Annotated in this window: 24 protein-coding genes; 8 read left to right on the forward strand and 16 right to left on the reverse strand. The window is 63.5% G+C overall.

Annotated features, from left to right (window positions below; translation table 11 throughout):
• Positions 1-234 precede the first annotated feature (234 nt).
• Positions 235-438, forward strand: coding sequence for a cold-shock protein (locus tag JAB6_RS17440; protein WP_010395943.1), 204 nt, complete (start codon positions 235-237; stop codon positions 436-438).
• 91 nt (positions 439-529) lie between these two features.
• Here JAB6_RS17440 and icd read toward each other — a convergent pair whose 3' ends face one another.
• Positions 530-1,783, reverse strand: a complete 1,254-nt coding sequence (gene icd / locus JAB6_RS17445; protein ID WP_070303844.1) for an NADP-dependent isocitrate dehydrogenase — start codon at positions 1,781-1,783, stop codon at positions 530-532.
• 280 nt (positions 1,784-2,063) lie between these two features.
• Between icd and JAB6_RS17450 the strand changes: the two genes are divergently transcribed.
• From JAB6_RS17450 to JAB6_RS17460, 3 genes are all read left to right on the forward strand, one after another.
• Positions 2,064-2,627, forward strand: a complete 564-nt coding sequence (locus tag JAB6_RS17450; RefSeq protein ID WP_046682580.1) for a pseudouridine synthase — start codon at positions 2,064-2,066, stop codon at positions 2,625-2,627.
• Between the two features lie 110 nt (positions 2,628-2,737).
• Positions 2,738-3,016, forward strand: a complete 279-nt coding sequence (locus tag JAB6_RS17455; RefSeq protein ID WP_070303846.1) for a hypothetical protein — start codon at positions 2,738-2,740, stop codon at positions 3,014-3,016.
• A 130-nt stretch (positions 3,017-3,146) separates the two neighbouring features.
• On the forward strand, positions 3,147-3,590 hold the full coding sequence (locus JAB6_RS17460; protein ID WP_070303848.1) for a DUF192 domain-containing protein: 444 nt from the start codon (positions 3,147-3,149) through the stop codon (positions 3,588-3,590).
• A 156-nt stretch (positions 3,591-3,746) separates the two neighbouring features.
• Here JAB6_RS17460 and rpsT read toward each other — a convergent pair whose 3' ends face one another.
• Positions 3,747-4,013, reverse strand: a complete 267-nt coding sequence (rpsT, locus tag JAB6_RS17465; protein WP_010395935.1) for a 30S ribosomal protein S20 — start codon at positions 4,011-4,013, stop codon at positions 3,747-3,749.
• Between the two features lie 297 nt (positions 4,014-4,310).
• Here rpsT and murJ point away from each other — a divergent pair, with 297 nt between their 5' ends.
• Complete coding sequence (gene murJ / locus JAB6_RS17470; RefSeq protein WP_070303849.1) at positions 4,311-5,858, forward strand: murein biosynthesis integral membrane protein MurJ; 1,548 nt, start codon at positions 4,311-4,313, stop codon at positions 5,856-5,858.
• Between the two features lie 95 nt (positions 5,859-5,953).
• Here the strand turns inward: murJ and JAB6_RS17475 are convergent, their stop codons facing one another.
• From JAB6_RS17475 to gspG, 12 genes are all read right to left on the reverse strand, one after another.
• Complete coding sequence (locus JAB6_RS17475; protein ID WP_051991193.1) at positions 5,954-6,451, reverse strand: FxDxF family PEP-CTERM protein; 498 nt, start codon at positions 6,449-6,451, stop codon at positions 5,954-5,956.
• Between the two features lie 240 nt (positions 6,452-6,691).
• On the reverse strand, positions 6,692-7,342 hold the full coding sequence (locus JAB6_RS17480; protein ID WP_070303851.1) for a type II secretion system protein: 651 nt from the start codon (positions 7,340-7,342) through the stop codon (positions 6,692-6,694).
• 5 nt (positions 7,343-7,347) lie between these two features.
• Entirely contained in the window at positions 7,348-7,740 is a 393-nt protein-coding gene (locus JAB6_RS17485) for a type II secretion system protein (RefSeq protein WP_070303853.1), read from the reverse strand.
• A gap of 3 nt (positions 7,741-7,743) precedes the next feature.
• Entirely contained in the window at positions 7,744-8,235 is a 492-nt protein-coding gene (locus JAB6_RS17490) for a type II secretion system protein (protein ID WP_034751600.1), read from the reverse strand.
• Positions 8,232-10,262, reverse strand: coding sequence for a secretin N-terminal domain-containing protein (locus JAB6_RS17495; protein ID WP_070303855.1), 2,031 nt, complete (start codon positions 10,260-10,262; stop codon positions 8,232-8,234). Before JAB6_RS17495 ends, JAB6_RS17490 begins: the two co-directional genes overlap by 4 nt.
• Positions 10,262-10,783 carry a hypothetical protein gene (locus JAB6_RS17500; protein ID WP_070303857.1) on the reverse strand — a complete coding sequence of 174 codons (522 nt, stop codon included), beginning with the start codon at positions 10,781-10,783 and terminating at the stop codon, positions 10,262-10,264. Before JAB6_RS17500 ends, JAB6_RS17495 begins: the two co-directional genes overlap by 1 nt.
• The gene (locus JAB6_RS17505; protein WP_070303859.1) at positions 10,780-11,352 is read right to left on the reverse strand and encodes a hypothetical protein; all 573 of its coding nucleotides are present in this window, start codon (positions 11,350-11,352) and stop codon (positions 10,780-10,782) included. The genes JAB6_RS17500 and JAB6_RS17505 overlap by 4 nt, the downstream gene beginning before the upstream one ends.
• Positions 11,349-11,897 carry a hypothetical protein gene (locus tag JAB6_RS17510; RefSeq protein WP_070303861.1) on the reverse strand — a complete coding sequence of 183 codons (549 nt, stop codon included), beginning with the start codon at positions 11,895-11,897 and terminating at the stop codon, positions 11,349-11,351. The genes JAB6_RS17505 and JAB6_RS17510 overlap by 4 nt, the downstream gene beginning before the upstream one ends.
• Positions 11,894-12,712, reverse strand: a complete 819-nt coding sequence (locus JAB6_RS17515) for a hypothetical protein (protein WP_139143420.1) — start codon at positions 12,710-12,712, stop codon at positions 11,894-11,896. Before JAB6_RS17515 ends, JAB6_RS17510 begins: the two co-directional genes overlap by 4 nt.
• On the reverse strand, positions 12,705-14,399 hold the full coding sequence (locus tag JAB6_RS17520) for a GspE/PulE family protein (protein ID WP_070303865.1): 1,695 nt from the start codon (positions 14,397-14,399) through the stop codon (positions 12,705-12,707). Before JAB6_RS17520 ends, JAB6_RS17515 begins: the two co-directional genes overlap by 8 nt.
• The gene (locus JAB6_RS17525) at positions 14,396-15,601 is read right to left on the reverse strand and encodes a type II secretion system F family protein (protein ID WP_070303867.1); all 1,206 of its coding nucleotides are present in this window, start codon (positions 15,599-15,601) and stop codon (positions 14,396-14,398) included. Before JAB6_RS17525 ends, JAB6_RS17520 begins: the two co-directional genes overlap by 4 nt.
• A 36-nt stretch (positions 15,602-15,637) precedes the next feature.
• Positions 15,638-16,081, reverse strand: coding sequence for a type II secretion system major pseudopilin GspG (gene gspG, locus JAB6_RS17530; RefSeq protein WP_034751618.1), 444 nt, complete (start codon positions 16,079-16,081; stop codon positions 15,638-15,640).
• 465 nt (positions 16,082-16,546) lie between these two features.
• Here gspG and JAB6_RS17535 point away from each other — a divergent pair, with 465 nt between their 5' ends.
• The 3 genes from JAB6_RS17535 (at position 16,547) to JAB6_RS17545 (ending at position 20,998) form a co-directional block, all read left to right on the forward strand.
• Positions 16,547-17,308 (forward strand): NF038120 family PEP-CTERM protein, encoded by a 762-nt coding sequence (locus JAB6_RS17535; RefSeq protein WP_070303870.1) that lies wholly within the window; start codon positions 16,547-16,549, stop codon positions 17,306-17,308.
• Positions 17,309-17,352: 44 nt separating this feature from the next.
• Positions 17,353-20,505, forward strand: a complete 3,153-nt coding sequence (locus JAB6_RS17540; protein WP_070303872.1) for a S8 family serine peptidase — start codon at positions 17,353-17,355, stop codon at positions 20,503-20,505.
• A 76-nt stretch (positions 20,506-20,581) separates the two neighbouring features.
• Positions 20,582-20,998 (forward strand): protease inhibitor I9 family protein, encoded by a 417-nt coding sequence (locus JAB6_RS17545; RefSeq protein WP_070303874.1) that lies wholly within the window; start codon positions 20,582-20,584, stop codon positions 20,996-20,998.
• Here JAB6_RS17545 and JAB6_RS17550 read toward each other — a convergent pair.
• Both JAB6_RS17550 and JAB6_RS17555 read right to left on the reverse strand, forming a co-directional pair.
• Positions 20,995-21,666: a LuxR C-terminal-related transcriptional regulator gene (locus tag JAB6_RS17550; RefSeq protein ID WP_070303876.1), complete on the reverse strand. Its 672-nt coding sequence runs from the start codon at positions 21,664-21,666 to the stop codon at positions 20,995-20,997. The two genes, JAB6_RS17545 and JAB6_RS17550, sit on opposite strands and share 4 nt — an antisense overlap.
• Positions 21,663-22,376: a winged helix-turn-helix domain-containing protein gene (locus JAB6_RS17555; protein ID WP_070303878.1), complete on the reverse strand. Its 714-nt coding sequence runs from the start codon at positions 22,374-22,376 to the stop codon at positions 21,663-21,665. The genes JAB6_RS17550 and JAB6_RS17555 overlap by 4 nt, the downstream gene beginning before the upstream one ends.
• Between the last annotated feature and the right edge of the window lie 99 nt (positions 22,377-22,475).

Below are 22,475 nucleotides of genomic sequence, written 5' to 3' on the forward strand. Positions count from 1 at the left end.
GTGCGCAGATGGCGACCTTGCCGTCAAAATCAAGAGTTGCTTTTTTGGTTGTCGTGAAGAATTTGGCAATATCGATGGAAAAGCGCTTGACTTCATTATTTATTCCGCCAACAATGCTGTATCGACTGTTGCAGTAATGTACAGCTTGATAAGAAGTGAGACGTCGAGGAGGGGGCAAGAAGCTTCTTGCTTTTATGGCTCGTGTGATTTGTTTTAATTTTGAAAGTTCTTTTTATGGCAACAGGTACAGTTAAGTGGTTCAATGATTCCAAAGGTTTTGGCTTCATCACTCCAGATGATGGCGGCGAAGATTTGTTTGCTCATTTCTCCGCAATCAACATGAACGGTTTCAAGACCCTCAAAGAAGGTCAAAAAGTTCAATTCGAAGTCACGCAAGGCCCTAAAGGCAAGCAAGCTTCCAACATCCAAGCAGCCTAAGCATCGCCGGCCCTCAGATGTGAAAAACCCCGTTTTCGAACGGGGTTTTTTTTCGTCCGCAGGGCGCGCTCGGCGCCCCGCTCCACGTCTCTTACATGTGCTCGATCATCACGTCGCCGAAACCGGAGCACGACACTTGCGTGGCGCCTTCCATCAGGCGGGCGAAATCGTAGGTGACGCGCTTCGAGGCGATCGATTTCTGCATCGAGGAAATGATCAGGTCGGCCGCTTCCAGCCAGCCCATATGGCGCAGCATCATTTCCGCCGACAAGATCAAGGAACCGGGATTCACGTAATCCTTGCCCGCGTACTTCGGCGCCGTGCCGTGCGTCGCTTCGAACATGGCGACGGAGTCGGACAGGTTGGCGCCCGGCGCGATGCCGATGCCGCCCACTTGCGCCGCCAGCGCGTCGGAAATGTAATCGCCGTTCAAATTCAGGGTGGCGATGACGCTGTATTCGGCCGGACGCAGCAGAATCTGTTGCAGGAACGCGTCAGCGATGGAATCCTTGACGATGATGTCGCGGCCCGTCTTCGGATTCTTGAACTTGCACCATGGACCGCCATCGATCAACTCGGCGCCAAATTCCTTTTGCGCCAGCGCATACGCCCAGTCGCGGAAGCCGCCTTCCGTGTACTTCATGATGTTACCTTTGTGCACGATCGTCACGGATGGCTTGTCATTGTCGATCGCGTACTGGATGGCCTTGCGCACGAGGCGCTCCGTACCTTCGATGGACACGGGCTTGATGCCCAGGCCCGACGTGGCCGGGAAGCGGATCTTCGTCACGCCCATTTCATTGACGAGGAAATCCATCAATTTCTTGGCTTCGGGCGAGCCTTGCTGGTATTCGATGCCGGCATAGATATCTTCCGAGTTTTCGCGGAAAATCACCATGTCCGTCTTTTCCGGCTCTTTCACGGGCGACGGCACGCCCGTGAAGTAGCGCACGGGGCGCAGGCAGACGTACAGATCGAGCTGCTGGCGCAAGGCCACGTTCAGCGAACGGATGCCGCCGCCGACAGGCGTCGTCAGCGGGCCCTTGATGGAAACCACGTAATCTTTGAGTACTTCCAGTGTTTCTTCCGGCAGCCACACATCGGGGCCGTACACATTCGTCGATTTTTCGCCCGCGTAGATTTCCATCCAGCTGATCTTGCGCGCGCCACCGTAGGCCTTGGCCACGGCAGCGTCGATCACCTTGATCATGACCGGGCTGATATCGATGCCCGTGCCATCGCCTTCAATGAAGGGAACGATGGGATTATCTGGTACATTCAGCGAAAAATCGGCGTTGACGGTGATTTTTTGGCCGTCAGCAGGTACAGTGATATGTTGATACATCGTGATCTCCGAAGTGGGACACACCGCTGGCGGGCAACACAGGCCGGCGACGCGCTCTGCGGTTGCAGAGTTTACAAAAACAAGTCCGAACAGGGCGGCAACAACGCACTTTAGCAGGGAAAGAACACCCGGGCCATCCGCATCGCCAAAGAAGCGCATCGCCATAGTCTTCTATAAGACATAAGACTAACGTTTCACATTATGCACCAGTATCTTACAGGGCGCCACGCTTTTGCGGCGCCGACCAGCAGCCACCATCGTTTGCATCCATTTATCCAGCATGCCACTTATTCTCTTCAATAAACCATTCCAGGTCCTGTGCCAGTTTTCGCCGCAGGACGGCCGCACCACCCTGGCCGACCATCTCACCATCCCCGGCATCTATCCGGCCGGCCGGCTCGACGCCGACAGCGAAGGCTTGCTGCTGCTGACGGACGACGGCCGCCTGCAGCATGAAATCAGCCACCCGGACCGCAAGGAAGCGAAAACCTACCTGGTGCAGGTCGACGGCGTGCCCGATGCGGCCAGCCTGGCGCGCCTGCAGGCGCCGCTGGACCTGGGCGACTTCATCACCAAGCCGTGCAAGGCCGTGCGCATCGCCGAGCCGGACTGGCTGTGGCCCCGCAATCCGCCGATCCGCGCGCGCGCCGACAAGCCGACCTCGTGGCTGGCGATCACCTTGAAAGAAGGAAAAAACCGCCAAGTGCGGCGCATGACGGCGGCCGTCGGCCTGCCCACCCTGCGCCTGGTGCGCAGCGCCATCGGCCCGTTCTCGCTGGCCAGCCATCCATTGATGCCCGGCGAATGGTGCGAAGTGCCAGCCGAAAACATTGGCAAGGCCTAAGCAGCACAAGAAAGAGCGGCGACGGTAGCGAATTTTTCCAATAAGCACTATTTATTTTTAGATAATGCATTAAAATCATCTAACCTCAACATGACGGAAAAGGAAAGATGATGAAAAAAATAATTTCGACCCTGGCCGCATCCCTGCTTGCCGGCGCCGCACTGGCCCAGTCGGGCGCCCAGGTGCACGCATCCGCCGCGACCGATGCCGTCAAGCCGCCACCCGCATCGGCAGCCAGCCACGCCTCGGCCGCCACCGACGCCAGCAAGCCCGTGCCGCCGGCGTCCGCCTCCGTCAACGCATCGGCCGCAACCGATGCGCCGCGCCTGATTCCCCAGGCGCGCAAGACGAAGCAGCCAGCCGCTGAAGCGGGCAAGCCCGTGAAATAAGCGCAGTCCCGGGCTGACGATGGCGAGCATGTTGCTGTAACCCCACGCTTTCGATGCGGCCGGGCAGCATGCTTGACCAGCCGGCCGCCAGCGTGGCTTAATCGCCGCTTCGCAGCCACCGTCCCGCCCCATGAAAAATTCCCTTTGCCGTCTCAGCCTGTCCATCGCCCTGCTATCTTGCGCCAGCATGGCCCAGGCGCAAACAAAGAGCTTGCAACTGTCGGCCGGCATGCATTTGATCCAGGCGGAAGTGGCCGCCACGGAAGAGCAGCGCGAACAGGGCTTGATGTACCGTGAAAAGATGCCGGCCAATGCAGGCATGCTGTTTGTCTTTGGCAACCCATCCACGCAATGCATGTGGATGAAAAACACGCCGCTGCCCCTGTCGGTGGCCTTTATCGATGCCAGCGGCAAGATCGTCAACATCGAAGACATGCAGCCGCACACGCTCGACAGCCATTGCTCCACGAAGACCGTGCCTGTGCGCTATGCGCTGGAAATGCATCTGGGCTGGTTCAAGCAAAAGAACATCAAACCAGGCATGAGCATCGGCAACTTGCCGGCGGCGCGCTAGGCCATGGCGGCGGGCCGCTAGCGGATGCGGCCTTAAAAATCCGAATAAAAACGCGAAAAAACCCGCCAGAACGAATCTGCGGGTTTTTGCTTTTCAACCAGTGCCAGCGTACCGGCACAGACAAGGCCACCGTGGTGGCTTGCCTGCTGGCGAATATTAAGCGGACAGTGCTTTCAAAGCAGCTGCCAGACGGCTCTTATGGCGAGCTGCCTTGTTTTTGTGGATGATCTTCTTGTCAGCGATACGGTCGATGGTCGACACGGATGCTTGGAAGATTGCAGCAGCAGCTGCCTTGTCGCCGCCCTGGATCGCTTTGCGAGCAGCTTTGATAGCCGTGCGCAAGGTCGAACGTTGGGACGAATTGTGTGCGTTTTGCTTAACTGCTTGACGAGCGCGTTTGCGCGCTTGTGCGGTATTTGCCATGGAATTTCCTAAAACAGGGTCAAAGTGCGTTTGCAAACATTAGTGTTTGCCAACCGGTGCGTTCTGTGCGTCTGCCGAACCATGTGTGCCAAACCAGTGCCTGTCAAACATTAGTGTCTGCGTAACAGAATTCTGTACAGCCTTCGATTATAGCGATATTTTCAAGCGGGGGCAAATCAAAAAACCGTGTGTCACGCCAAAAACACGTGAAAATGGGGCTGGCAAGGGCGAATCGGCGGCAATTGTTACCATATTTTAACCGTTTAACGGTACCGCGCCCGGCTATAATCTGCCCCCATGAACTTGCTTAAAACCCTCGCCGCCATCTCCAGCATGACCATGCTGTCCCGTGTAACCGGATTATTGCGCGAAAGCCTGTTCGCGCGCGCCTTTGGCGCCGGCGCCTACACGGACGCCTTCATTGTTGCCTTCCGCATCCCCAACCTGTTGCGCCGCTTGTTTGCCGAGGGGGCGTTCTCGCAAGCCTTCGTGCCGATCTTGTCTGAATACAAGAACCAGCACGGCCAGGAAGCGAGCAAGCAGCTGGCCGACCACGTGGCCACCACGCTCGTCTGGGCCACCCTGCTCGTGTCCGCCATCGGCATCATCGGCGCGCCCTGGTTCGTGTATCTGATCGCCACGGGCCTGACCAAGGATGCGGGCGCTTTTGACGCGGCCGTGTGGATGACGCGCTTGATGTTCCCTTATATTACTTGCATGTCCTTCGTCGCCCTGGCCGGCGGCATCTTGAATACCTGGCGCGAATTCAAGATTCCCGCGTTCACGCCGGTGCTGCTGAACCTGTCATTCATCGCCGCCTCGCTGTTCCTCGCGCCCTATTTGAAACAGCCGATCTACGCCATGGCCATTGCCGTGTTCGCCGGCGGCCTGCTGCAGGTGGCCATCCAGATTCCTGCGCTGATCAAGATCGGCATGCTGCCGCGCCTGTCGATCAATCCCGCCATCGGCCTGTCCGACGGCGGCGTGCGCCGCGTACTGAAGAAGATGGGACCAGCCGTGTTCGCCGTCTCGGCCGCGCAGATCAGCCTGATGATCAACACGAGCATCGCGTCGCGCCTGGCCGAGGGCAGCATTTCCTGGCTGTCGTATGCGGACCGCCTGATGGAATTCCCCACCGCCATGCTGGGCGTGGCCCTGGGTACCATCTTGCTGCCCAGCCTGTCGAAGGCGAACGTGGATGGCGACAAGACGGAATACTCGGCCTTGCTGGACTGGGGCTTGCGCCTGACTTTCCTGCTGGCCCTGCCCGCCGCCGTCGGCATGGCGACCCTGGCCACGCCACTGATCGCCACCCTCTTCCACTACGGCAAGTTCACGGCCGAATCCGTGACCATGTCGACGCAGCCACTCGTGGCCTACAGCCTGGGCCTGATCGGCATCATCCTCGTCAAGACCCTGGCGCCCGCGTTCTATGCGCGCCAGGACATCCGTACGCCCGTGAAGATCGCCATCGGCGTGCTGATCGCCACGCAGCTGATGAATCTGCTGTTCGTGCCCTACATCGCCGTGGCCGGCCTGGCCCTGTCGATCGGCCTGGGCGCCTGCCTGAACGCCAGCTTCCTGTACTGGGGCTTGCGCAGGCGCGGCATCTACCAGCCGAAACCGGGCTGGGCCAAGTTCTTCCTGCGCCTGCTGCCGGCACTCATCGTGATGGGTGGCGTGGCGTATGCGGGCGCCGTGCGCATCGACTGGATCGCCATGCAAGCCCATCCGTTGCTGCGGGCAGGCGCGCTGGCCCTGGTGGTGGCCCTGTGCGGCGTGGCGTACTTTGCCACTCTCTTTATAGTTGGCTTCCGCTTCCGCGACTTCAAGCGCCACGCGTGATTGCGCAGGATGCTGTTGCCGGCGTCTTGCATCAAGCAGCTGATCCAGACGAAAAAAAACCCGCCGAAGCGGGTTTTTTTCATTGCAGCGTAAGCTTAGTCAGCTTTCTTGGCGCGGCGGCGGGCCACGGCGCCAACCAGCGCCAGGCCGCCCAGCAGCATGCCATAGGTTTCTGGTTCTGGTACTGGCAGGGCCGAAACCGTGCCTACGTACTGAACATTTTTCACCAGGGTCAGGCCCGTGACTTGCACCGTGTAGGTGCCTGCAGCCAATTGACCTGCCCAGCTCAGATTCTGGATGCCGCTAGCCGTGCTCTTGGTCAGGTCGCCATAGCCGACCAGAGTAGCAGCGAAATCCTTGATCGCGCCGTTAGCAACGGAGAACGTTTGCAATGCACCGAACGAGGTCGACGATGGGGCCAGCAACTGGAAAGTCCACGAATCATTGATATCCGAATTGATGGCGAACTTGGTCGTGAAAGCCGACAGGGTATCGGAACCGGTTGGATCCAGGATGCCCAGGTCATAGGTTGCTGCCGATGCGCTGAACGATGCTGCTGCCATGATACCTGCAGCGATAAATTTCAATTTCATAGTTTATCCCTTAAAAAGTAATTTATGGCTGCAATGCGCAGGCCACCAATAGTTTTAGTACCGGAAGTACTGAACAGAATGGTAGCATAATCACATCAAATTACTTATAAATATTTTATCGAAGTTTCATATGAGATAAGTATTTTCGAAATGAACTATTTGCCGCTATCTATTAATTTCCACACAATAATAGTTACCGGCGCATACATTTATTTTTGTTACGTTTTAAGGTGAAAACGCCTACTCGGCAGTGTTTTCATCTGAATTTTGCGGTTCTGGCTGCTCAATTGGCGCTGATGGCGATTGTTCTTGCGGTGGAGTAACAGGGCGAGAAAACAACGGTGGCACCGGCAAGGCAGGCGCGATGCCGGCCTCATCACTCGCCGGCACAGCTGCCGGTCCCGCGGACGGCACGGAAGACACCCGGGCATCGACCATGAAGCGCCATTCCGAGAAATGCGCCTTGCCTTCGAAGCCGGCGAACCGGGCCTCGAAATTGCCGACCTTTAATGGCGCCGCCTGCGACAGGCTGTGCACGCCAATGATGCCGTTGCTGCCGGGCTGGTACAGCAAGCCCCACTCGGCGCGGCCCGTGATGGGGTCGACAAACAGCTTGCGCAGATGCCGGCGCAACTGGGGCGTACGGGGATCGCGCAGCAAGGCGGCAAGGCTGGGCGGCTGTTGCGGCTGGCCCGGCGGCGTGGCGGCCGCATAACTGTAGAGGGCATCCGAAAACTGCGCGCCGATGTCGAGCAATTCCTGCTCGGCCGCCTGGCGCTGCAGCAAGGAACCCATCTTCAGCCCGGCCGCCCCTACCATGCCCAGGATGGCCACCAGAATGATCAGGCCCAGATACGTAAAACCGCGCTGGCGGCGCGCAGAACGGTGCATGGCCGCTACCAGTCGGCAAACGGTGTGCCGCTGCGGTCCTTGCCGGGCGCGCCGCTTTTCACGTCATACACCTGGCCCGGCGTATCGTCGGGCGGCGGTACGATGAGCCAGCTGCTGTCGCTGTCCGTGATGGGATCGATGGGCATGGCGCGCAGGTATTTCTTTTCCACCAGTTGCTCCAGCGAATCGGGATAGCGCCCCGTATCGCCGTGGAACTGGTCGATGGTCGTGCGCAAATTGCGCAAATTGTCCGCCAGCACGGTTTCCTTTGCCTTGTCGAGGCTGGGAAAGTAGCGAGGCACAGCCAGGGTCAGCAGCAAAGCCACGATGCCGAGCACCACCAGCAATTCGATCAGGGTAAAGCCGCGCGTGCGGACTTGGGTGTTTTCAGCGGCCATGGTTCACCATAGACGGTAAGGCACGTTGTTCAAGCCGGTCTTGCCGGACGTGGAGTACACATCGTAGACATCGTCGCCCTCGCGCGGCTCGGCCGCCTCGCTGGCGTAGCTGCGCTTGCCCCACGTTTGCGCATCACTGAGGCCAGCATCCCCATTGAACGGGTCGCGCGGCACGCGGCGCAAAAAGAACATCTTGCTGCGCTTCGGGTTGCGCTGGTCCGCCACCCCCTCGACCAGCAGTTCCAGGCTTTTCGGATAACCGCTGGCGTCTGTCGCGCGCACGATTCGGCCCTCGTCGCCAGCCCGTTTATACGCATCGATCCCCTGGCGGATCTCGCGCAGTGCGCGCCGCAATTCCTGCTCCTGGCGCCGCTGCACCGTCACCTGCGTGACGGGAATGACCAGGGTGGCCAGCACGCCCAGGATGGCCAGGGTCACCAGCAGTTCGATCAGGGTAAAACCTCCCTGCCCCCTCTGCGCATGCGCCAGTCTCATTTGGCAGGCGGTGGCGGTGGCGGCGCCACCGGTACCGGCTGGCTCGACGACAGCGGCAAGGGCGCCGCCTGCAGCGGTACGGGCTGACCCGACGATATCGGCAAAGACGACGGAGACGGCTCGGGCGACGGCGCCACTTCCGGCGCCGGCACGCTCTGCGGCAAAGTCGATGGCACCTGGCCTGGCGTCATCATCGGCTGCGCCGGCGCCGGCTGCATGCCGACGGCTGACGGGCCGGAACGCACGATCACCGTGCCCGGCATCTGCGTGGGCGCCTTGGCCGCCATGTCGGGACGGCGGCGGAAGCTGCCTTCCGTGCCGGCCGAGAATTCCGATTCCTTCGCTTCCGGACGCTGCACGGTGCGCACCAGGTGCGGCGTGATCGACAGCACGATTTCCGTCTTCTGGCTGTCGTCCTTGCTGCTGCCGAACAGCCGCCCCAGTACGGGGATGTCGCCCAGGCCAGGCACCTTGTTGCCCGAGCTGCGCTCTTCATTGTTGATCAGGCCCGCCAGCACCTGGTTTTCGCCATCCTTCAGCTGCAGCATGGTCGACGCCTGGCGCGTGCCGATCTGGTACAGGGTCGAGCCGCTGCGGGTGGTGGTGGCCGCGCCCAGGTTGCTCACCTCGAGCGAGATGCGGATGCCCACCTCGTTGTTCAAATAGATGGTCGGCTCGGCGTTTACCGTCAGGCCCACGTCCAGGTAGCTGATCGACTCGGAAGCGAAGCCGCCCGTGCCCGGCGAAATCGTGGTGGTCACCACGGGTACCCTGTCGCCGATGACGAACTTCGCCTTTTCCCTGTTGCGCACACGGATGCGCGGGTTGGCCAGGATGTTCGCGTCGCCGTCCGTCTTGTTGGCGTTGGCCGTCACGGACAGGTCGCTCACGCCGATGGTGCGCTGGTTCAGCTTATTCAGGTCGCTGATGGTCAGGCCGATTCCGCCCGAGGTGGAAAGCGGCGTCAGGGTCAGGCTCGATGGCCAGGCCACGCCCAGTTCCATCAGGCGGCTGCGCTTGACTTCGAGGATTTCCAATTCCAGCACCACTTCCGCCTCGGGTACGTCCTGCAGCGCGATCAGGCGCTCGGCCAGGCGGATCGCCTCGGGCGTGTCGCGCACGATGACCAGGTTGAGCTTTTCATCGGCCACCACGTCGCGCGTCTTCAAAATGGTCTTGAGCGTGTTGGCCACCTGCTTGGCGTCCGCATTCGCCAAGAAGAAGGTCTTCACCAGCACTTCCTGGTACTCCTTTAATTTCGCCGCCACGTTCGGATAGATCAGGATCGTGTTCGCATCCATCACCTGCTGCTCCAGCTGGTTCGTCACCAGCAGGAAGTAGACGGCCGATTCCACCGTGCTGTTTTTCAGGAAGATCGAGGTTTTCGCGTCCGCCTTGACGTCCTTGTCGAAGACGAAATTGAGGCCGGAACGGCGCGCGATCAGCTCGAATACCTGTTTTAACGGCGCGTCGCGAAACTCGATCGTGATCGGCTGCTTGTACGACTTGGCCAGGCCCGACTCGACCACGGGCGGCGCCGTTTTGTCGTCGACCTCGCGCAGCAGCGTGCGCGCGCCCGCATGGTTCGGCTGCTCCGTGAGGATGGCGTTCAGGCGCTGGCGCGCGGGGTCGTAGCGCTTGGCGTCGATATCCTTCTGCGCTTCGGCCAGCAGCTTGCCCTGGCGCTGCTCGCGTTCAAGCGCGCGCAAGCCGCTGTTGGCCCGTTCGTTCTGCGCATCGATTTCCAGCACGCTCATGAAGGAGGCGCGCGCCAGTTCGCCCTGCCCCGCCTGCGCTTGGCGCTCGGCCTGCTGCAAGCGGATGCCGGTCGCCCGCTCGCGCGCCTGCAGATAGGCGCTGCGGTATTGCGCATTGCCGGGGTCTTGCTGCAGCGCTTCCTGCAGCTTTTGCAGGCCGGCCGGCACCTGGTCTTGCGCGATCAGCTCGCGCCCGTCGCGGTAGGCTTGCTGCCCTGCGCAACCGGACAGCAACAAGAGCAGCAGCGCCGATGAAAAGGAACGAGACATCACTCGGAAACTCCAATGTTGAGCTGCTGAACCTGGTTCAACGGCAGATAAGTGAGCGTCATGACGGGCGGCGCGATCGTCACGACCTTGTAGGCGCCATCGATGACGGTATTGGCGCGCACGATATACGTCTTGTCGGCGCGCGACAGAAACACTTCCCAGGCGCCATCGGCGGCCGCCTTGCCCAGGTAGACGAAAGGCAGCGGCGGCGCCATTGGAGGCGGAGGCGGCGGCGCGGCCGTCACCGCCATTTTCGGCGGCGGCGGATTCCAGTTCTGGCTCTGGAAGACAGCGCCGGCGCCGCCAAAGGTATCGCCATCCTCGCCCGCCACTTCGCTGCGCGGCAGCAGGGCCAGGATGGCCGGCTGCGCGGCTGGCGCCTTGGCCGCAGCATGGCGCGCGGGCGCGACGGCCCGCTCCACCGCCTCGGCCACGTCGGCCACGGGCTGGCGCTCGCCGAACAGCAGCAAGGCGCCCGCGCCCAGCACGCCGGCCAGCATCAGATAATGGCGCGGGGTCATGGCGTTTCTCCCGCATCGCCAGGCGTATCGGTCAGGTAAAAGGTCAGGCGCAAGCGCGCTTCGAGTTGCGTATCGGCGATCTGCTCGCGGCGAAAACTCAGTTCGTCGAGCGAGGCGAAGGGGACGGCGCGCAGCGCTTGCAACGCGAACTGCGACACGGCCGCATAACTGCCCTTCAGCGGCAAGGTCACCTGGTAGGTGGCAACTCGGCTGGCCTTGTCGTAGCCGCTCTTGTATTCGCCCTGCGCCAGCAGCAAGCCGTTTTTTGCGGCCAGGTCGAACAGCTGCTTGACCTGCTGCTCGGCATGGCGCTGCTGTCCCAGCGCGGCATAAAAGCGCGCCAGGTTTTCGCTGGCTGTCGCCGGCGGTGCGGCGGCCACCACGGCCAGCGCTGGCTGCGGCAAGGGCCGCGCTTCCAGCTGCGCCGCCACGGCGCGCTGCTGCCAGGCCCAGACCCAGGCAGCTACGCCCAGCGCAAGCAGCGCCACGGCCAAGCAGGCTGGCACACCCAGGCGGCGCAACAGCAGCTGCGCGCGCAGGCGCAAGCTGTTGAGGTCGATGGCCATCATGGCGTGCCCCAGCGCGCTTCGAGCTGGAAGCGCAAGGGTTTATTCGGATCGAGCGCGTTGATTTCATGGCGCAGCAGCTGCACGCGCGTGCCGAACAGCTCCTGCTGCTTCAGTTGCGCCACATACGCCACCATGGCGTCGCTGCTGGTCGTTTCCGCCGTGATCTTCAGCACGCGCTTGCGCGCGTCCGGTTCCAGCGCCAGCAGCGCGATTGCGGGCGGCGTGGCGCTGGCCAGCGCATCCTGCAGGTCGCGCCACGGCAGGTTCAATTGCAGGATGGCCGCATTCACGGCCGCCGCCTGCGCGGGCGCGATCGGCGTGGTCACCACCGGCGCCGGTCCCTGCGTGGCGGCCAGCACGCGCTGCTGCGCGCGCTGCAACTGCCCCTCGCGCAACTGCTGGCGCTGCAGCGCGGCGCTGCCGCTGTACGCCGCCGTGACGGCCAGCGCCACGCCCAGCGCGCCGACGCACCACGCCCACGCGGGCACGCGGTGCAGGCTGCGGCGCCAGTTTGGCGGCGCGAAATCGATATCGAGGCGCGTCATGCCACGCCTCCGCTATGCGCCAGCCGGGCGGCCGGCGACAGGGCGGCTTCCCCGTCCGGCGCGGAAAAAACCTGGCAGTGGAATTCTTTCGCCGGCGTCAGCCATGCGGGCGGCGGCGCGCCGCACAGCTGCAACAGCGCCGGTGCGGATACGCCTTGCAGCAGCGCCTCGCGCGCCAAGGTCTGCGCCAGCCAGTCCCTGCCAGCGCCAGGCGGCACGGGCAGCGCGCGCACGGCGCGCAAATAACCATCGTGCAGCACGCCCAGGGTCAGGGCGTTCTCCTGCAACTGGCCAAACCAGGCGCCCGGCTTCAAGGCGCCGTGCCAGCGGTTCCAGTGGCGCGCGAATTGCGGCGTAATAAAAATCAGGGCCAGCTTGCGTGCTGCGGCCACGCGCGTCAGCTGTGTCAGAAGCGCACGGGGCACGGCGCAGAAAAACGGCGCGCGCGCATCCCAGGCGCTGCTGCTGTGCCACAAGCCCGGCGCATCGCCATACAGCGACTGGAAACGCAGCGCGGCAGCCGCCTCGATGTCGGCCAGGCGCGCTGCGCCTTGCGGCATGTCCACTTGCCACAAGCGCGCCAGTCCATCGTCAAGCACCACGGACAAGGGCCAGCCCGCGTACTCGCCAGCTGGCAGCAACTGCGCCAGCGCCTGGCCCAGGGCGGCAAAGTCGCCATGCGGCGTGTCGTCCGGCGCATACGCGGCTTCGCCCAGCGAGGTCCATGCGGGCGCGCGCCAGCGGCTGCTGCGCCACAGGCTCACCTTGCCCGCCGCCACGCCCAGGCGCAATCCTTGTCCAAGACCTCTACGCATGCAGGGTGACCCTCTTGATTTCCGTGATGGTGGTGGCGCCCCGCTTGACCAGTTCCAGCGCCGCCAGGCGCAGGCTGCGCGTGCCGTTCGCATACGCGGCCGCCTTGATCTGGCGGATCGGTTTTTTATCGACGATCAATTCGCGGATTTCATCGGTCAGCACGAGAATTTCGGCGATAGAACGCCGCCCCTTGTAGCCCGTGCCGCGGCAATCGCCGCAGCCCTTGCCCTGCATGAATTGATACTCCGCCACGTCGGCGCGCGCCAGTCCCACGCTGGCCAGCTCGGCATCGTCAGGCGTGTACTCGGTGGCGCAATGGGGGCAGTTGGTGCGGATCAGCCGCTGCGCCCAGATGCCGTTCAGGGCCGAGACAAACGCATACGGGTCGATGCCCATATGCGTAAAACGGCCGAACACGTCGAATACATTATTTGCATGCACGGTAGTCAGCACCAAATGGCCCGTGAGGGCCGATTGCACGGCAATTTCCGCCGTTTCGCGGTCGCGGATCTCGCCCACCATGATCTTGTCGGGGTCGTGGCGCAGGATCGAGCGCAAGCCCTTGGCAAAGGTCAGCCCCTTCTTTTCATTGACGGGAATTTGCAGAATGCCGGGCAGCTGGTATTCGACGGGGTCTTCGATGGTGATGATCTTTTCGCGCCCGTTGTGGATTTCCGTCAGCGCCGCATACAGGGTCGTCGTCTTGCCCGAGCCGGTCGGTCCCGTCACGAGCAGCATGCCGTAGGCTTCCTGCGCCAGCGCGCGCAAGGCGACCAGCGATGGCGAGTCAAAGCCCAGCGCTTCCAGAGTCAGCGCGCCGTAGGCTTCGATCATGGCGCGCTTGTCGAGGATACGGATGACGGCATCCTCGCCATGGATGCTGGGCATGATGGAGACGCGCAAATCGATTTCGCGCCCGCCCGACTCGACGCGAAAGCTGCCGTCCTGCGGCACGCGGCGCTCGGCGATATCGAGTTCGGCCAGCACTTTCAGGCGCGAGATGATGTGCTCGGCCACTTCGATGCCGTTGACGGACGTGGCGTGATCGAGCACGCCGTCAACGCGGTACTTGACGGCCAGGCCGCCGGCCGTGCTTTCCAGATGGATGTCCGACGCGCCCGCCTTCAGCGCGTCATACAGGGTCGAGTTGACCAGCTTGACGGCAGGGCTGGCCGCTTCAGACACGCTGGCAAACGACAGCACGGCGGCCGTCTTGCCATCACGCCGCGCGTCACTGGCGGCGCCGGGCAGCAGGCTGTCGACGGCGCGCGCCGACTCTTCCTGCTTCGACAGGTAGGCGCCGATGTCGGCCTGCAGCGCCAGATGGATGCTCAAGACGCCCTGCCCGGCGCGCGCACTCAGCCAGGTTTGCAGGTCGAGGTCGAACGGGTCGGCGATCACGCCCACCAGTTGGCCGCCGGCGGCGCGCAGCAGCACGCTGTGACGCGCCAGCGCCTGCGACAGGGGCAGCACATCGAAGGCGGGAGACAAGGCCAGCATGTCGGCCGTTTCCAGCACGTCCAGGCCGAACGGGCGCGCCAGTTCGCGCACCACGGCGCGCGCCTCGATGCCGCTCAGCTCCTGCAATTCCTCGACCAGGCTACGCTTCGATTGCCGGCTCAGGATGCGCGCGCGCTGCAGCAGCGCGGGGTCGATGGCGGCGGGAACGGAAGAAATCTGGTTCATGAAATATCGCCGGCAAGGTCAAAGATGGGCATGTACAGCAGGATCACGATGGCGCCCACGACGAGGCCGATGGCGGCCATCAGCAAGGGTTCGAAGGTGCGCGTAAAACGGTCGATCCAGCGGCTGATTTCACCGTCATAAAAGGCGGCCGACTGCGTCAGCATGGGGCCCATGTCGCCCGTGCGCTCGCCCACGCGCAGCATGCGCAGGGAAATCGGTGTCGTCAATTGATGCTGCTCAAACGCCGACGACAGCGGCTGGCCCGCCTCGATGGCGCCGCGCGCGCCCTGCAACGATGCCTGCATGCCCGGCGAGACCATCGCCTGCACGGTGGCAATCGCCTGCACGATGGTGATGCCGCCCTCGGCCAGCATGCCCAGGGTCAGGTACAGGCGCGACAGTTCATAGATGCGCACGCGCTCGCCGATGCCGGGCAGTTTCGCCAGCAGGCGCGCCACGCCGCCGTTGCGCAGCACGCGCCGCACGGCAGTGAACACGATGCTGCCGACGAGTGCCAACCCCAGCAACAGCAGCACGCCATGCTGCGTGACGAACTGGCCCCAGCTGAGCATCACTTGCGACATCCATGGCAGGTTGCGTCCCGCGCCCTGGTAGACCTCGGCGAAACGGGGCACCACATAGCTGATCAGGAAGGCGCTGACGCCGCCGCCCACGGCCAGCAGGATGGCGGGATAGATGGCGGCGCTGACGATTTTGGACCGCACCGCATCGATGCGCTGCTGGTAGTCGATGTAGCGCGACAGCGCGCGCGGCAAGTCGCTCGTGCCCTCGGCCGCCTTGACGATGCCGATATACAAGGGAGGAAACAGTTCAGATTGCTCGCCCAGCACGGCGGAAAAGCGCTTGCCTTCGCGCAAGCCTTCGAGCAGACGCGTGAGCACGCTGCGCGTGGCCAGCGACGCTTCCTTTTCCAGCAAGGCTTCCAGCGCTTCGACGATGCCCAGACCCGCTTGCAGCAGCGCCAGCAATTCCTGGCTGAACAGCAGCAGGGGCAAGGCCCGCGCGCGCTGGCGCCCGGCCGCACTGAACGGCGTGGCCCGCAAGGGGCGGATGGCGCTGACAAACAGGCCGCGCGCTTCGGCCTGGCGGCGCGCGTCGGCTTCGTCGCGGCCGTCGATCACGCACGTCTGCAAGGTAGTTACGGCCTGGTCCGTGGAAAGCGCGCGTACTTCGAACTGCATGATGGCTTGTCCGTAGGAAAAAGAATGGCGCTGGCGCTATTGCGAGCTGATGTCGGCGTTCTCGCCGCTGCCGCCCGGCTGACCATCCTTGCCCATCGAGACGATGTCATATTCGCCCTTGCTGCCCGGCGCGCGGTATTGATAGGCATGGCCCCACGGGTCGAGCGGCACGGCCTTTTTCAGGTAGGGGCCATTCCAGCGCGTGCCGGCGGCGGGCGGTGCCACCAGCAGCGCGGCCAGGCCTTCTTCCGTGGTCGGATAGCGCCCCACGTCGAGGCGGTAGGTGTCGAGCGATTTTTCAAACGCCTCGATCTGCGCCTTGGCCACCGTCACTTCGGATTTGCCCAGCTGGGCGAAATACTTGGGGCCGACATAGGCCGCCAGCAAGCCGATGATCACGATGACGACCAGCAATTCGAGCAAGGTAAAGCCGCGCGCATGGCGCGTTGCCGCAAGGTTCTGCCTGTGTGCTGCATGCATCCGGTAACTCCTTATTGCCTACCTTCAATACATTGCGTCGCTGCGCGCGGCGGATGGCCATGCACGGGCGACACGCGCTTGCCTGATGCTTATCAGCCTACCATGCCGGTTATGGTTAATACAATCTTTTCTTTGCTCTGTGAACAACAAATTCCTGCGGAAACCATCCAGTGTGCGCGAAACCGCCACGGCGCCGCGCGCGCTTGCCTGGCTGGTTGATGATTCAACTATTTTCAATGCAGAAACTATCTACTCCTGGTTACCAAATCATAGTAAGTGATGAATTTTATTCATTCATTATTTGTAACTTTCAAATTAAATTTGCAAGAATATCAAACAATTAAATTGCCTCTTTTGCTATAGTAAAAGTCAATTTTCTACGTATTGGTCTTATCCGTCCACGCAGAAAAGAGCATCCCAGACGCAAAACATATTGCATCCTACATAATCACCAAGGGAAAATTCATGACTCGTATTGTGCATTCGAAGGCAACTGCCGCAGCAAGTCCTTTCTCGGCCAAGCAGTGGACCGGCGCCGCCATCCTGGCCCTGTCCGCCGCCTGGGCTCCCGCCGCCATCGCGGACGTGATCAACTTTGACAATGTCGACAGCCAGTTCGTCGGCCATGGCGACTCCCTGGAATTCGGCAAATTCCTGCTGACGGGCGCCTCGAATGCCGCCGGTGCCAGTTATGGCGACCTGGTCGGCGCCGTATTCGACGGCACGGATCCGGCCGCCTGCGGCATGGCGTGCCCGACCAACAATACGAGCAATTACTATGCATCCCTCAACGACGGCATCGTCTACCTCGATCCGCTGACGACGGGCGGCAGCGTCAGCCTGCAGGGCTTCGACGCCAGCTTCATCGGCTACGCCCAGGGCGTCACCTATCCGGCCGTAGCGGGTCTGTTGCGCGTGCAAGGCTTCTACGCCAACGGTTCTTCCATCTATGAAACCTATCAGCTAGGCGGCCCCATCGGCGGCAACTTCCAGTTCCAGCGCTACAACACCAGCGCCAACTTCGGCAGCCAGCAATTCGCCTCGCTGGCCTTCTTCGGATTCACTTGCAACATGGCCGGCAGTTGCAACGCCTTCACGAGCAACAAGGGCCAGTTTGCACTCGACAATATCGTCGCCTCGGTACCGGAGCCATCGACCTACGCGATGCTGCTGCTGGGCCTGGCCGGTGTCGGATTCGCTGCGCGCCGCCGCAGCAAGCAAGCCTGATTGCCGCCTCTTTTTGACTCCGATACCGATACAGGAAACCCTACATGACATTCCGTCCCGCCTTGCGTCCCATTTCGCTCGCCGTGCTGAGCCTGTTTGCCAGCCTCAGCTTCCAGGCCCACGCCGACGACCTGCGCCGCCCCTACATCGTGCAACTGACCGACAAACCGATCGCTTCCTACACCGGCTCGGTGGAAGGCCTGGGCGCCACCCAGCCTGCCGCCGGCGGCCGCCTCGACCTGGCCAGCACGCAAGTGCAGCTGTACGGCGACTACCTTGAACAGAAACAGGCCCGGGTACAAGCGCTCATCGCCGCCGCGCCCGTGCAATACCAGTACAAGATCGTCCTCAACGGTTTTTCCGCCCTGCTGACGGACGCCGAAGTGCGCCAGCTGCAAGCGAGCGGCGAAGTGGCCAGTATCGCCCCCGACGAACCGCGCGCCCTGCAAACGAACTACACGCCCACTTTCCTGGGCCTGGACCAGCCGGGCGGCCTGTGGAGCCAGCTGGGCGGCAAGCAGCATGCGGGCGAAGACATCATCATCGGCATCGTCGATGGCGGCGTGTGGCCGGAAAACCTGTCGTATGCGGACAAGGTCGACGCCAACGGCGCCCCGACCTTCGACCCGAACGCCACCCTGGCCTACGGCGCGCCGCCGGCCGCCTGGAAGGGCAGCTGCCAGGCAGGCGAAGGCTTTACGTCCGACCACTGCAACAACAAATTGCTGGGTGCGCAATATTTCAACGCCGTGCGCCTGACCGAGACGGACAAGATCCAGCACTGGAGCGAATTCACCTCGCCGCGCGATTCCATCGGCGACCCGAATGGCGAAGGCGGCCACGGCACGCACACTTCGTCCACCGCGGGCGGCAATGCGGGCGTGCCCGTGACCGTGAACGGCTCGCCGCTGGGCGCCATTTCCGGCGTGGCGCCGCGCGCCCGCCTGTCCGTCTACAAGGTATGCTGGTCGTACAACCTGGCCACCCAGCCGACCGGTGCGAAGAACGGCTGCTACGGCGGCGACAGCGTGGCGGCGATTGAAAAAGCCGTGCAGGATGGCGTCCACGTGATCAACTACTCGATCAGCGGCGGCGGCACCGTCAACGACCCGGTCGAGCAAGCTTTCCTGCACGCGTCGAATGCAGGCGTCTTCGTTGCCGCTTCGGCCGGCAATGCGGGACCGGCGAACACGGTGGCGCACGTCAGCCCATGGATCACCACCGTGGCAGCCTCGACGCACAACCGCGCCAACCAGGCCAAGGTAACCTTGAGCAACGGCGCCAGCTACACGGGCGCCTCGCTCAACTACAACCCGCTGCCGGCCACCCCCCTGATCCGCGCGCAAGATGCAGGCTTGCCCGGCGCCGATGCGCAAAAACTGGCCCTGTGCTACCGCGCCGGCGACAACGGCGGCGTGGCCCTGCTGGACCCGGCCAAGGTCGCCGGCAAGGTCGTCAGCTGCCTGCGCGGCACCACGGCGCGCACCGACAAGGGCATCGCCGTGCTCGAAGCGGGCGGCGCCGGCATGGTGCTGGTCGACACGGGCGTGGGCCTGGTGTCCGACCCGCACGTGCTGCCGGCCGTGCACGTGAGCGCCGCCGATGGCGCACTGATCAACGCCCAGGCGCAAACGGGCACGGCCACGGCCGCCATTTCGCGCTTCGTCACCAACGGCAACGGCCCTGCCGCCCCCGTGGTGGCCGACTTCTCGTCGCGCGGCCCGAACCTGTACGACGCCAACCTGCTCAAGCCGGACGTCACCGCGCCTGGCGTGGACATCCTGGCCGGCGGCACGCCTGCCCTGTCGCGCGCCCAGCGCGACGCCGTGCAGGATGGCAGCCTGGTACCGCCGCAAGCCTACATCTTCCTGCAAGGCACTTCGATGGCCAGCCCGCACGTGGCCGGCCTGGCCGCCCTGCTGCGCCAGCAGCATCCGGACTGGAGCCCGGCCGCCATCAAGTCGGCCCTGATGACGACCGGCAGCGCCACCTTGCCCGACATCCAGGCCGGCGACGCGCGCGGCATCCTGCCATGGGGCCAGGGCGCCGGCCACGTGACGCCGAACAAGGCGACCGATCCCGGCCTCGTGTATGACGCCAGCCTGGCCGATTACAAGAAATACATGTGCGGCGTCGGCATGACGGCCGAATGCGCGGGCGGCACCCTGGCCGGCTACAACCTGAACATGCCGTCCATCACCATCGGCAACGTGCTGGGCACGCAAACGGTGACGCGCCGCGTCACCAACGTGGGCAGCAGCAGCGCCACCTACACGGCCAGCGCCTCGCTCAGCGGTTACAGCGTGGCGGTGGCGCCTGCCACCCTGGCGCTGGCACCCGGTGAAACCAAGTCCTTCACCGTGACCCTGACGCGCACGACGGCGCCGGACAATGCCTGGCAGTATGGCGCCCTCGTGTGGAGCGACGGCGTGCACACGGTGCGCAGCCCCGTCACGGCCCGCTCGGGCCGCGCGGTGCAGTCGCCGGCATTGCTGCAGGCCGACAAAGTCAGCGGCCTGCGTTCGCTGACCCTGTCCACCGGCTTTGCCGGCAAGGTCGGCGCGGCGACGGGCGGCCTGAAGGAAGTAGCGCGCAGCGAGCAAACCATCAGCCAGGCCGCGCCGGGCAGCGTGGAAACGCTGGCGCAGATGGCCGACGCGTGCAAGGCGGGCGGCAGCGGCGTGCGCGCGGTCAATGTCAGCATTCCCGCCAGCACCGTCGTGGCGCGCTTCGAAATCTTCGACCGGGACACCACGGAAGGCACCGGCAATGACCTCGACATGCTGCTGCTCAACAGCGCCGGCGCGACGGTCGCCACCTCGGCCACGGCCGGCTCGAACGAAGCCATCACCGTGACCACCCCGGCGGCAGGCAGCTACAAGGTCTGCGTGATCGGCTATGAACTGGCAAATGGCGTCTCGACCGGCTTCGGCCTGTCGTCGGCCGTCGTCACGACAGCCGACAAGGGCGGCAACCTGAAAGCCACCCTGCCTACCAAGGTATATGTGGGCGGCAGCGCCACGGCCGGCATCAGCTGGTCGGGACTGGAAACGGGCAAACGCTACCTGGGCGGCGTAGTCTTCCTTGATGGCAACAGCGCGGCAGCGTCCACCACCGTACTGTCGGTAGAGACCAACAACCCGTTGCCGCTGGCCGTCCCCAGCCAGCGCAACGTGAGGGCGGACGCCAAGCTGTAACGCTATCGCTCCACGCAGTAACACGGCGCGCCCTGCGGGGCGCGTTTTTTATGCGCGACGCGCGTACAATCGGCGCATGTCCACCTTTCGCCTCTGCATTGCCATCCTGGCCGGCATGGCCAGCATGCATGCCCTGCCTGTCGCGGCGCAGGCTGCCGCGGCGCGGCAGTCCTACGTAGTGCAATTGCGCGCCCCGCCGCTGGCCTCGCAAGCGGACGGCGTCCATGGGCTAGATACCCACAGCGATGCGGCGCGGCGCTACACGGCCCAGCTGGAAGCGCAGCAGCGCGCCGTGCTGGCGCTGGTGCCAGATGTCCCCGTGCAATACCGCTACACGGCGGCCTTCAATGGCTTTGCCGCCATGCTGACACCAGCCGAAGTGGCGCGCCTGCAAGCGAGCCCGGACGTGGCGCGGGTATCGCCCGGCAGCATCGAACACACGCAAGACGGCGGTAATGAAAAGAGTCAGGCCCGGCCGCGGGACCAGCGCTAATGGCTGAGCAGGCGCAGCGCGATGCCGCGCGACACGGCTTGCATGCGGTTGCTTACTCCCAATAATTTATAGATGCGCTGCAAATGGCTTTTCACGGTGGTGCCGCTGATGCCGAGGATTTGCCCCACTTCGTCATTGCTTTTCCCCTCGCGCACCCAATGCAGCACTTCCAGCTCGCGCGCACTGGCCGCGCGCGCGGCAGCCGGGCCCGTCACGGATGCACGCTGGCTGCCTGGCAGCGCCAGCCAGTGCACGTGCAGATAGGGCAGCAGCAACTCCAGCGCATACGCTTGGCGCGCCGCGTCCGCCGGCTTCACGGCGAACAAGGCAAAAAAGCTGCCGCCGGCGTCGCCCGCGCTGCCATGCACCAGCACGCCGTCGATGACGCCCGCCCTCTGGCCACCCGCGCGCCAGGCCAGCGCAAGGTGCGCCAGCTGGGCCTGGCGCTCGCGCAGCTGCGCGTGATCTGGCGCGGCGCTGTGCCAGGCTTCGCTGCGCAGCACGGCCCCGCCCACATCCAGTTGCGCGCACATCAATATATCGTGCGGCAACAGCGTTTGCAGCGGCCCCTGGCTCCACAGAAAGAAATCGCCGGGCACGGCGATGCCATGCGCGCCAAGGATGGCGTGCAGCAGGTATTCCTGCTCCCGCCCCGTCAGCAGCATCATGCGCACACGGCGGTATCAAACGCCAGATAGCGGTAGCCGCTGCCGCGTACGGTTTCAATGCGGTGGCCGCAACCGCCCGGCTGCAAGGCGTGGCGCAAGCGTCCCACGTGGGCGTCGACCGTGCGCTCGTCGAGGTAGGCGGCATGGCCCCACACCTGATCCAGCAGTTGCGCGCGGCTATGCACCCTGCCCGGATGGTCCATGAGGAAATGCAGCAGTTTGAATTCCACGCGGCCAAGGTGGATGGGCACCTTACCCGCCGTCACGCGCAGGGTGTGCGGGTCGAGCCGCAAGGCGGCAGCCCCGGCCGTGCCTGCGCCTGTGCGCAAGGCCGATGGCGCGCGCCGGCGCAGCAGCGCATGCACGCGGGCCAGCATCTCACGGGGACCGAAAGGCTTGCACAGATAATCATCTGCGCCGCTTTCCAGCGCCAGCACCTTGTCCTGTTCGCTGTCGCGCGTGCTGATCATGATGATGGGCAAGTCGCACAGCACGCCATCCTGGCGCACCTGGCGCAGCAACGCGATGCCGGACGCATCGGGCAGTTCCCATTCCAGCAACAGCACGTCGGGCGGATCGCCCGCCAGCAGCGCCAGCGCGCCGCGCGCATCCAGGGCGCAGCTGACCCGGTAGCCGGCACCCGCGAGGTTATGCGCCAGCAGCGCCTGCATGGCAGGCGCAGGGTCCAGCACCAGGATATGGCCAGGCATCGATGCATCTCCCGAAAAAAGTTGGCAGCAGTCATAAAAATACTAGACTGCCCGACAAGTTTTTTACTATGCATCAAGCGTAAAACGGTGACTAATACA

Source organism: Janthinobacterium sp. HH104 (assembly GCF_001758715.1).
GTDB classification, from domain to species: domain Bacteria; phylum Pseudomonadota; class Gammaproteobacteria; order Burkholderiales; family Burkholderiaceae_D; genus Janthinobacterium; species Janthinobacterium aestuarii.

Coding starts and splice junctions, on each gene's coding strand:
- JAB6_RS17455 (WP_070303846.1), top strand. CDS start 2,738: ATGAAAAAAATAATTTCGACCCTGGCCGCATCCCTGCTTGCCGGCGCC.
- JAB6_RS17550 (WP_070303876.1), bottom strand. CDS start 21,666: ATGATGCTGCTGACGGGGCGGGAGCAGGAATACCTGCTGCACGCCATC.
- icd (WP_070303844.1), bottom strand. CDS start 1,783: ATGTATCAACATATCACTGTACCTGCTGACGGCCAAAAAATCACCGTC.
- JAB6_RS17505 (WP_070303859.1), bottom strand. CDS start 11,352: ATGATGGCCATCGACCTCAACAGCTTGCGCCTGCGCGCGCAGCTGCTG.
- JAB6_RS17490 (WP_034751600.1), bottom strand. CDS start 8,235: ATGAGACTGGCGCATGCGCAGAGGGGGCAGGGAGGTTTTACCCTGATC.
- JAB6_RS17485 (WP_070303853.1), bottom strand. CDS start 7,740: ATGGCCGCTGAAAACACCCAAGTCCGCACGCGCGGCTTTACCCTGATC.
- murJ (WP_070303849.1), top strand. CDS start 4,311: ATGAACTTGCTTAAAACCCTCGCCGCCATCTCCAGCATGACCATGCTG.
- gspG (WP_034751618.1), bottom strand. CDS start 16,081: ATGCATGCAGCACACAGGCAGAACCTTGCGGCAACGCGCCATGCGCGC.
- JAB6_RS17500 (WP_070303857.1), bottom strand. CDS start 10,783: ATGACCCCGCGCCATTATCTGATGCTGGCCGGCGTGCTGGGCGCGGGC.
- JAB6_RS17515 (WP_139143420.1), bottom strand. CDS start 12,712: ATGCGTAGAGGTCTTGGACAAGGATTGCGCCTGGGCGTGGCGGCGGGC.
- JAB6_RS17475 (WP_051991193.1), bottom strand. CDS start 6,451: ATGAAATTGAAATTTATCGCTGCAGGTATCATGGCAGCAGCATCGTTC.
- JAB6_RS17555 (WP_070303878.1), bottom strand. CDS start 22,376: ATGCCTGGCCATATCCTGGTGCTGGACCCTGCGCCTGCCATGCAGGCG.
- JAB6_RS17520 (WP_070303865.1), bottom strand. CDS start 14,399: ATGAACCAGATTTCTTCCGTTCCCGCCGCCATCGACCCCGCGCTGCTG.
- JAB6_RS17450 (WP_046682580.1), top strand. CDS start 2,064: ATGCCACTTATTCTCTTCAATAAACCATTCCAGGTCCTGTGCCAGTTT.
- JAB6_RS17545 (WP_070303874.1), top strand. CDS start 20,582: ATGTCCACCTTTCGCCTCTGCATTGCCATCCTGGCCGGCATGGCCAGC.
- JAB6_RS17440 (WP_010395943.1), top strand. CDS start 235: ATGGCAACAGGTACAGTTAAGTGGTTCAATGATTCCAAAGGTTTTGGC.
- JAB6_RS17495 (WP_070303855.1), bottom strand. CDS start 10,262: ATGTCTCGTTCCTTTTCATCGGCGCTGCTGCTCTTGTTGCTGTCCGGT.
- JAB6_RS17535 (WP_070303870.1), top strand. CDS start 16,547: ATGACTCGTATTGTGCATTCGAAGGCAACTGCCGCAGCAAGTCCTTTC.
- JAB6_RS17525 (WP_070303867.1), bottom strand. CDS start 15,601: ATGCAGTTCGAAGTACGCGCGCTTTCCACGGACCAGGCCGTAACTACC.
- rpsT (WP_010395935.1), bottom strand. CDS start 4,013: ATGGCAAATACCGCACAAGCGCGCAAACGCGCTCGTCAAGCAGTTAAG.
- JAB6_RS17510 (WP_070303861.1), bottom strand. CDS start 11,897: ATGACGCGCCTCGATATCGATTTCGCGCCGCCAAACTGGCGCCGCAGC.
- JAB6_RS17540 (WP_070303872.1), top strand. CDS start 17,353: ATGACATTCCGTCCCGCCTTGCGTCCCATTTCGCTCGCCGTGCTGAGC.
- JAB6_RS17460 (WP_070303848.1), top strand. CDS start 3,147: ATGAAAAATTCCCTTTGCCGTCTCAGCCTGTCCATCGCCCTGCTATCT.
- JAB6_RS17480 (WP_070303851.1), bottom strand. CDS start 7,342: ATGCACCGTTCTGCGCGCCGCCAGCGCGGTTTTACGTATCTGGGCCTG.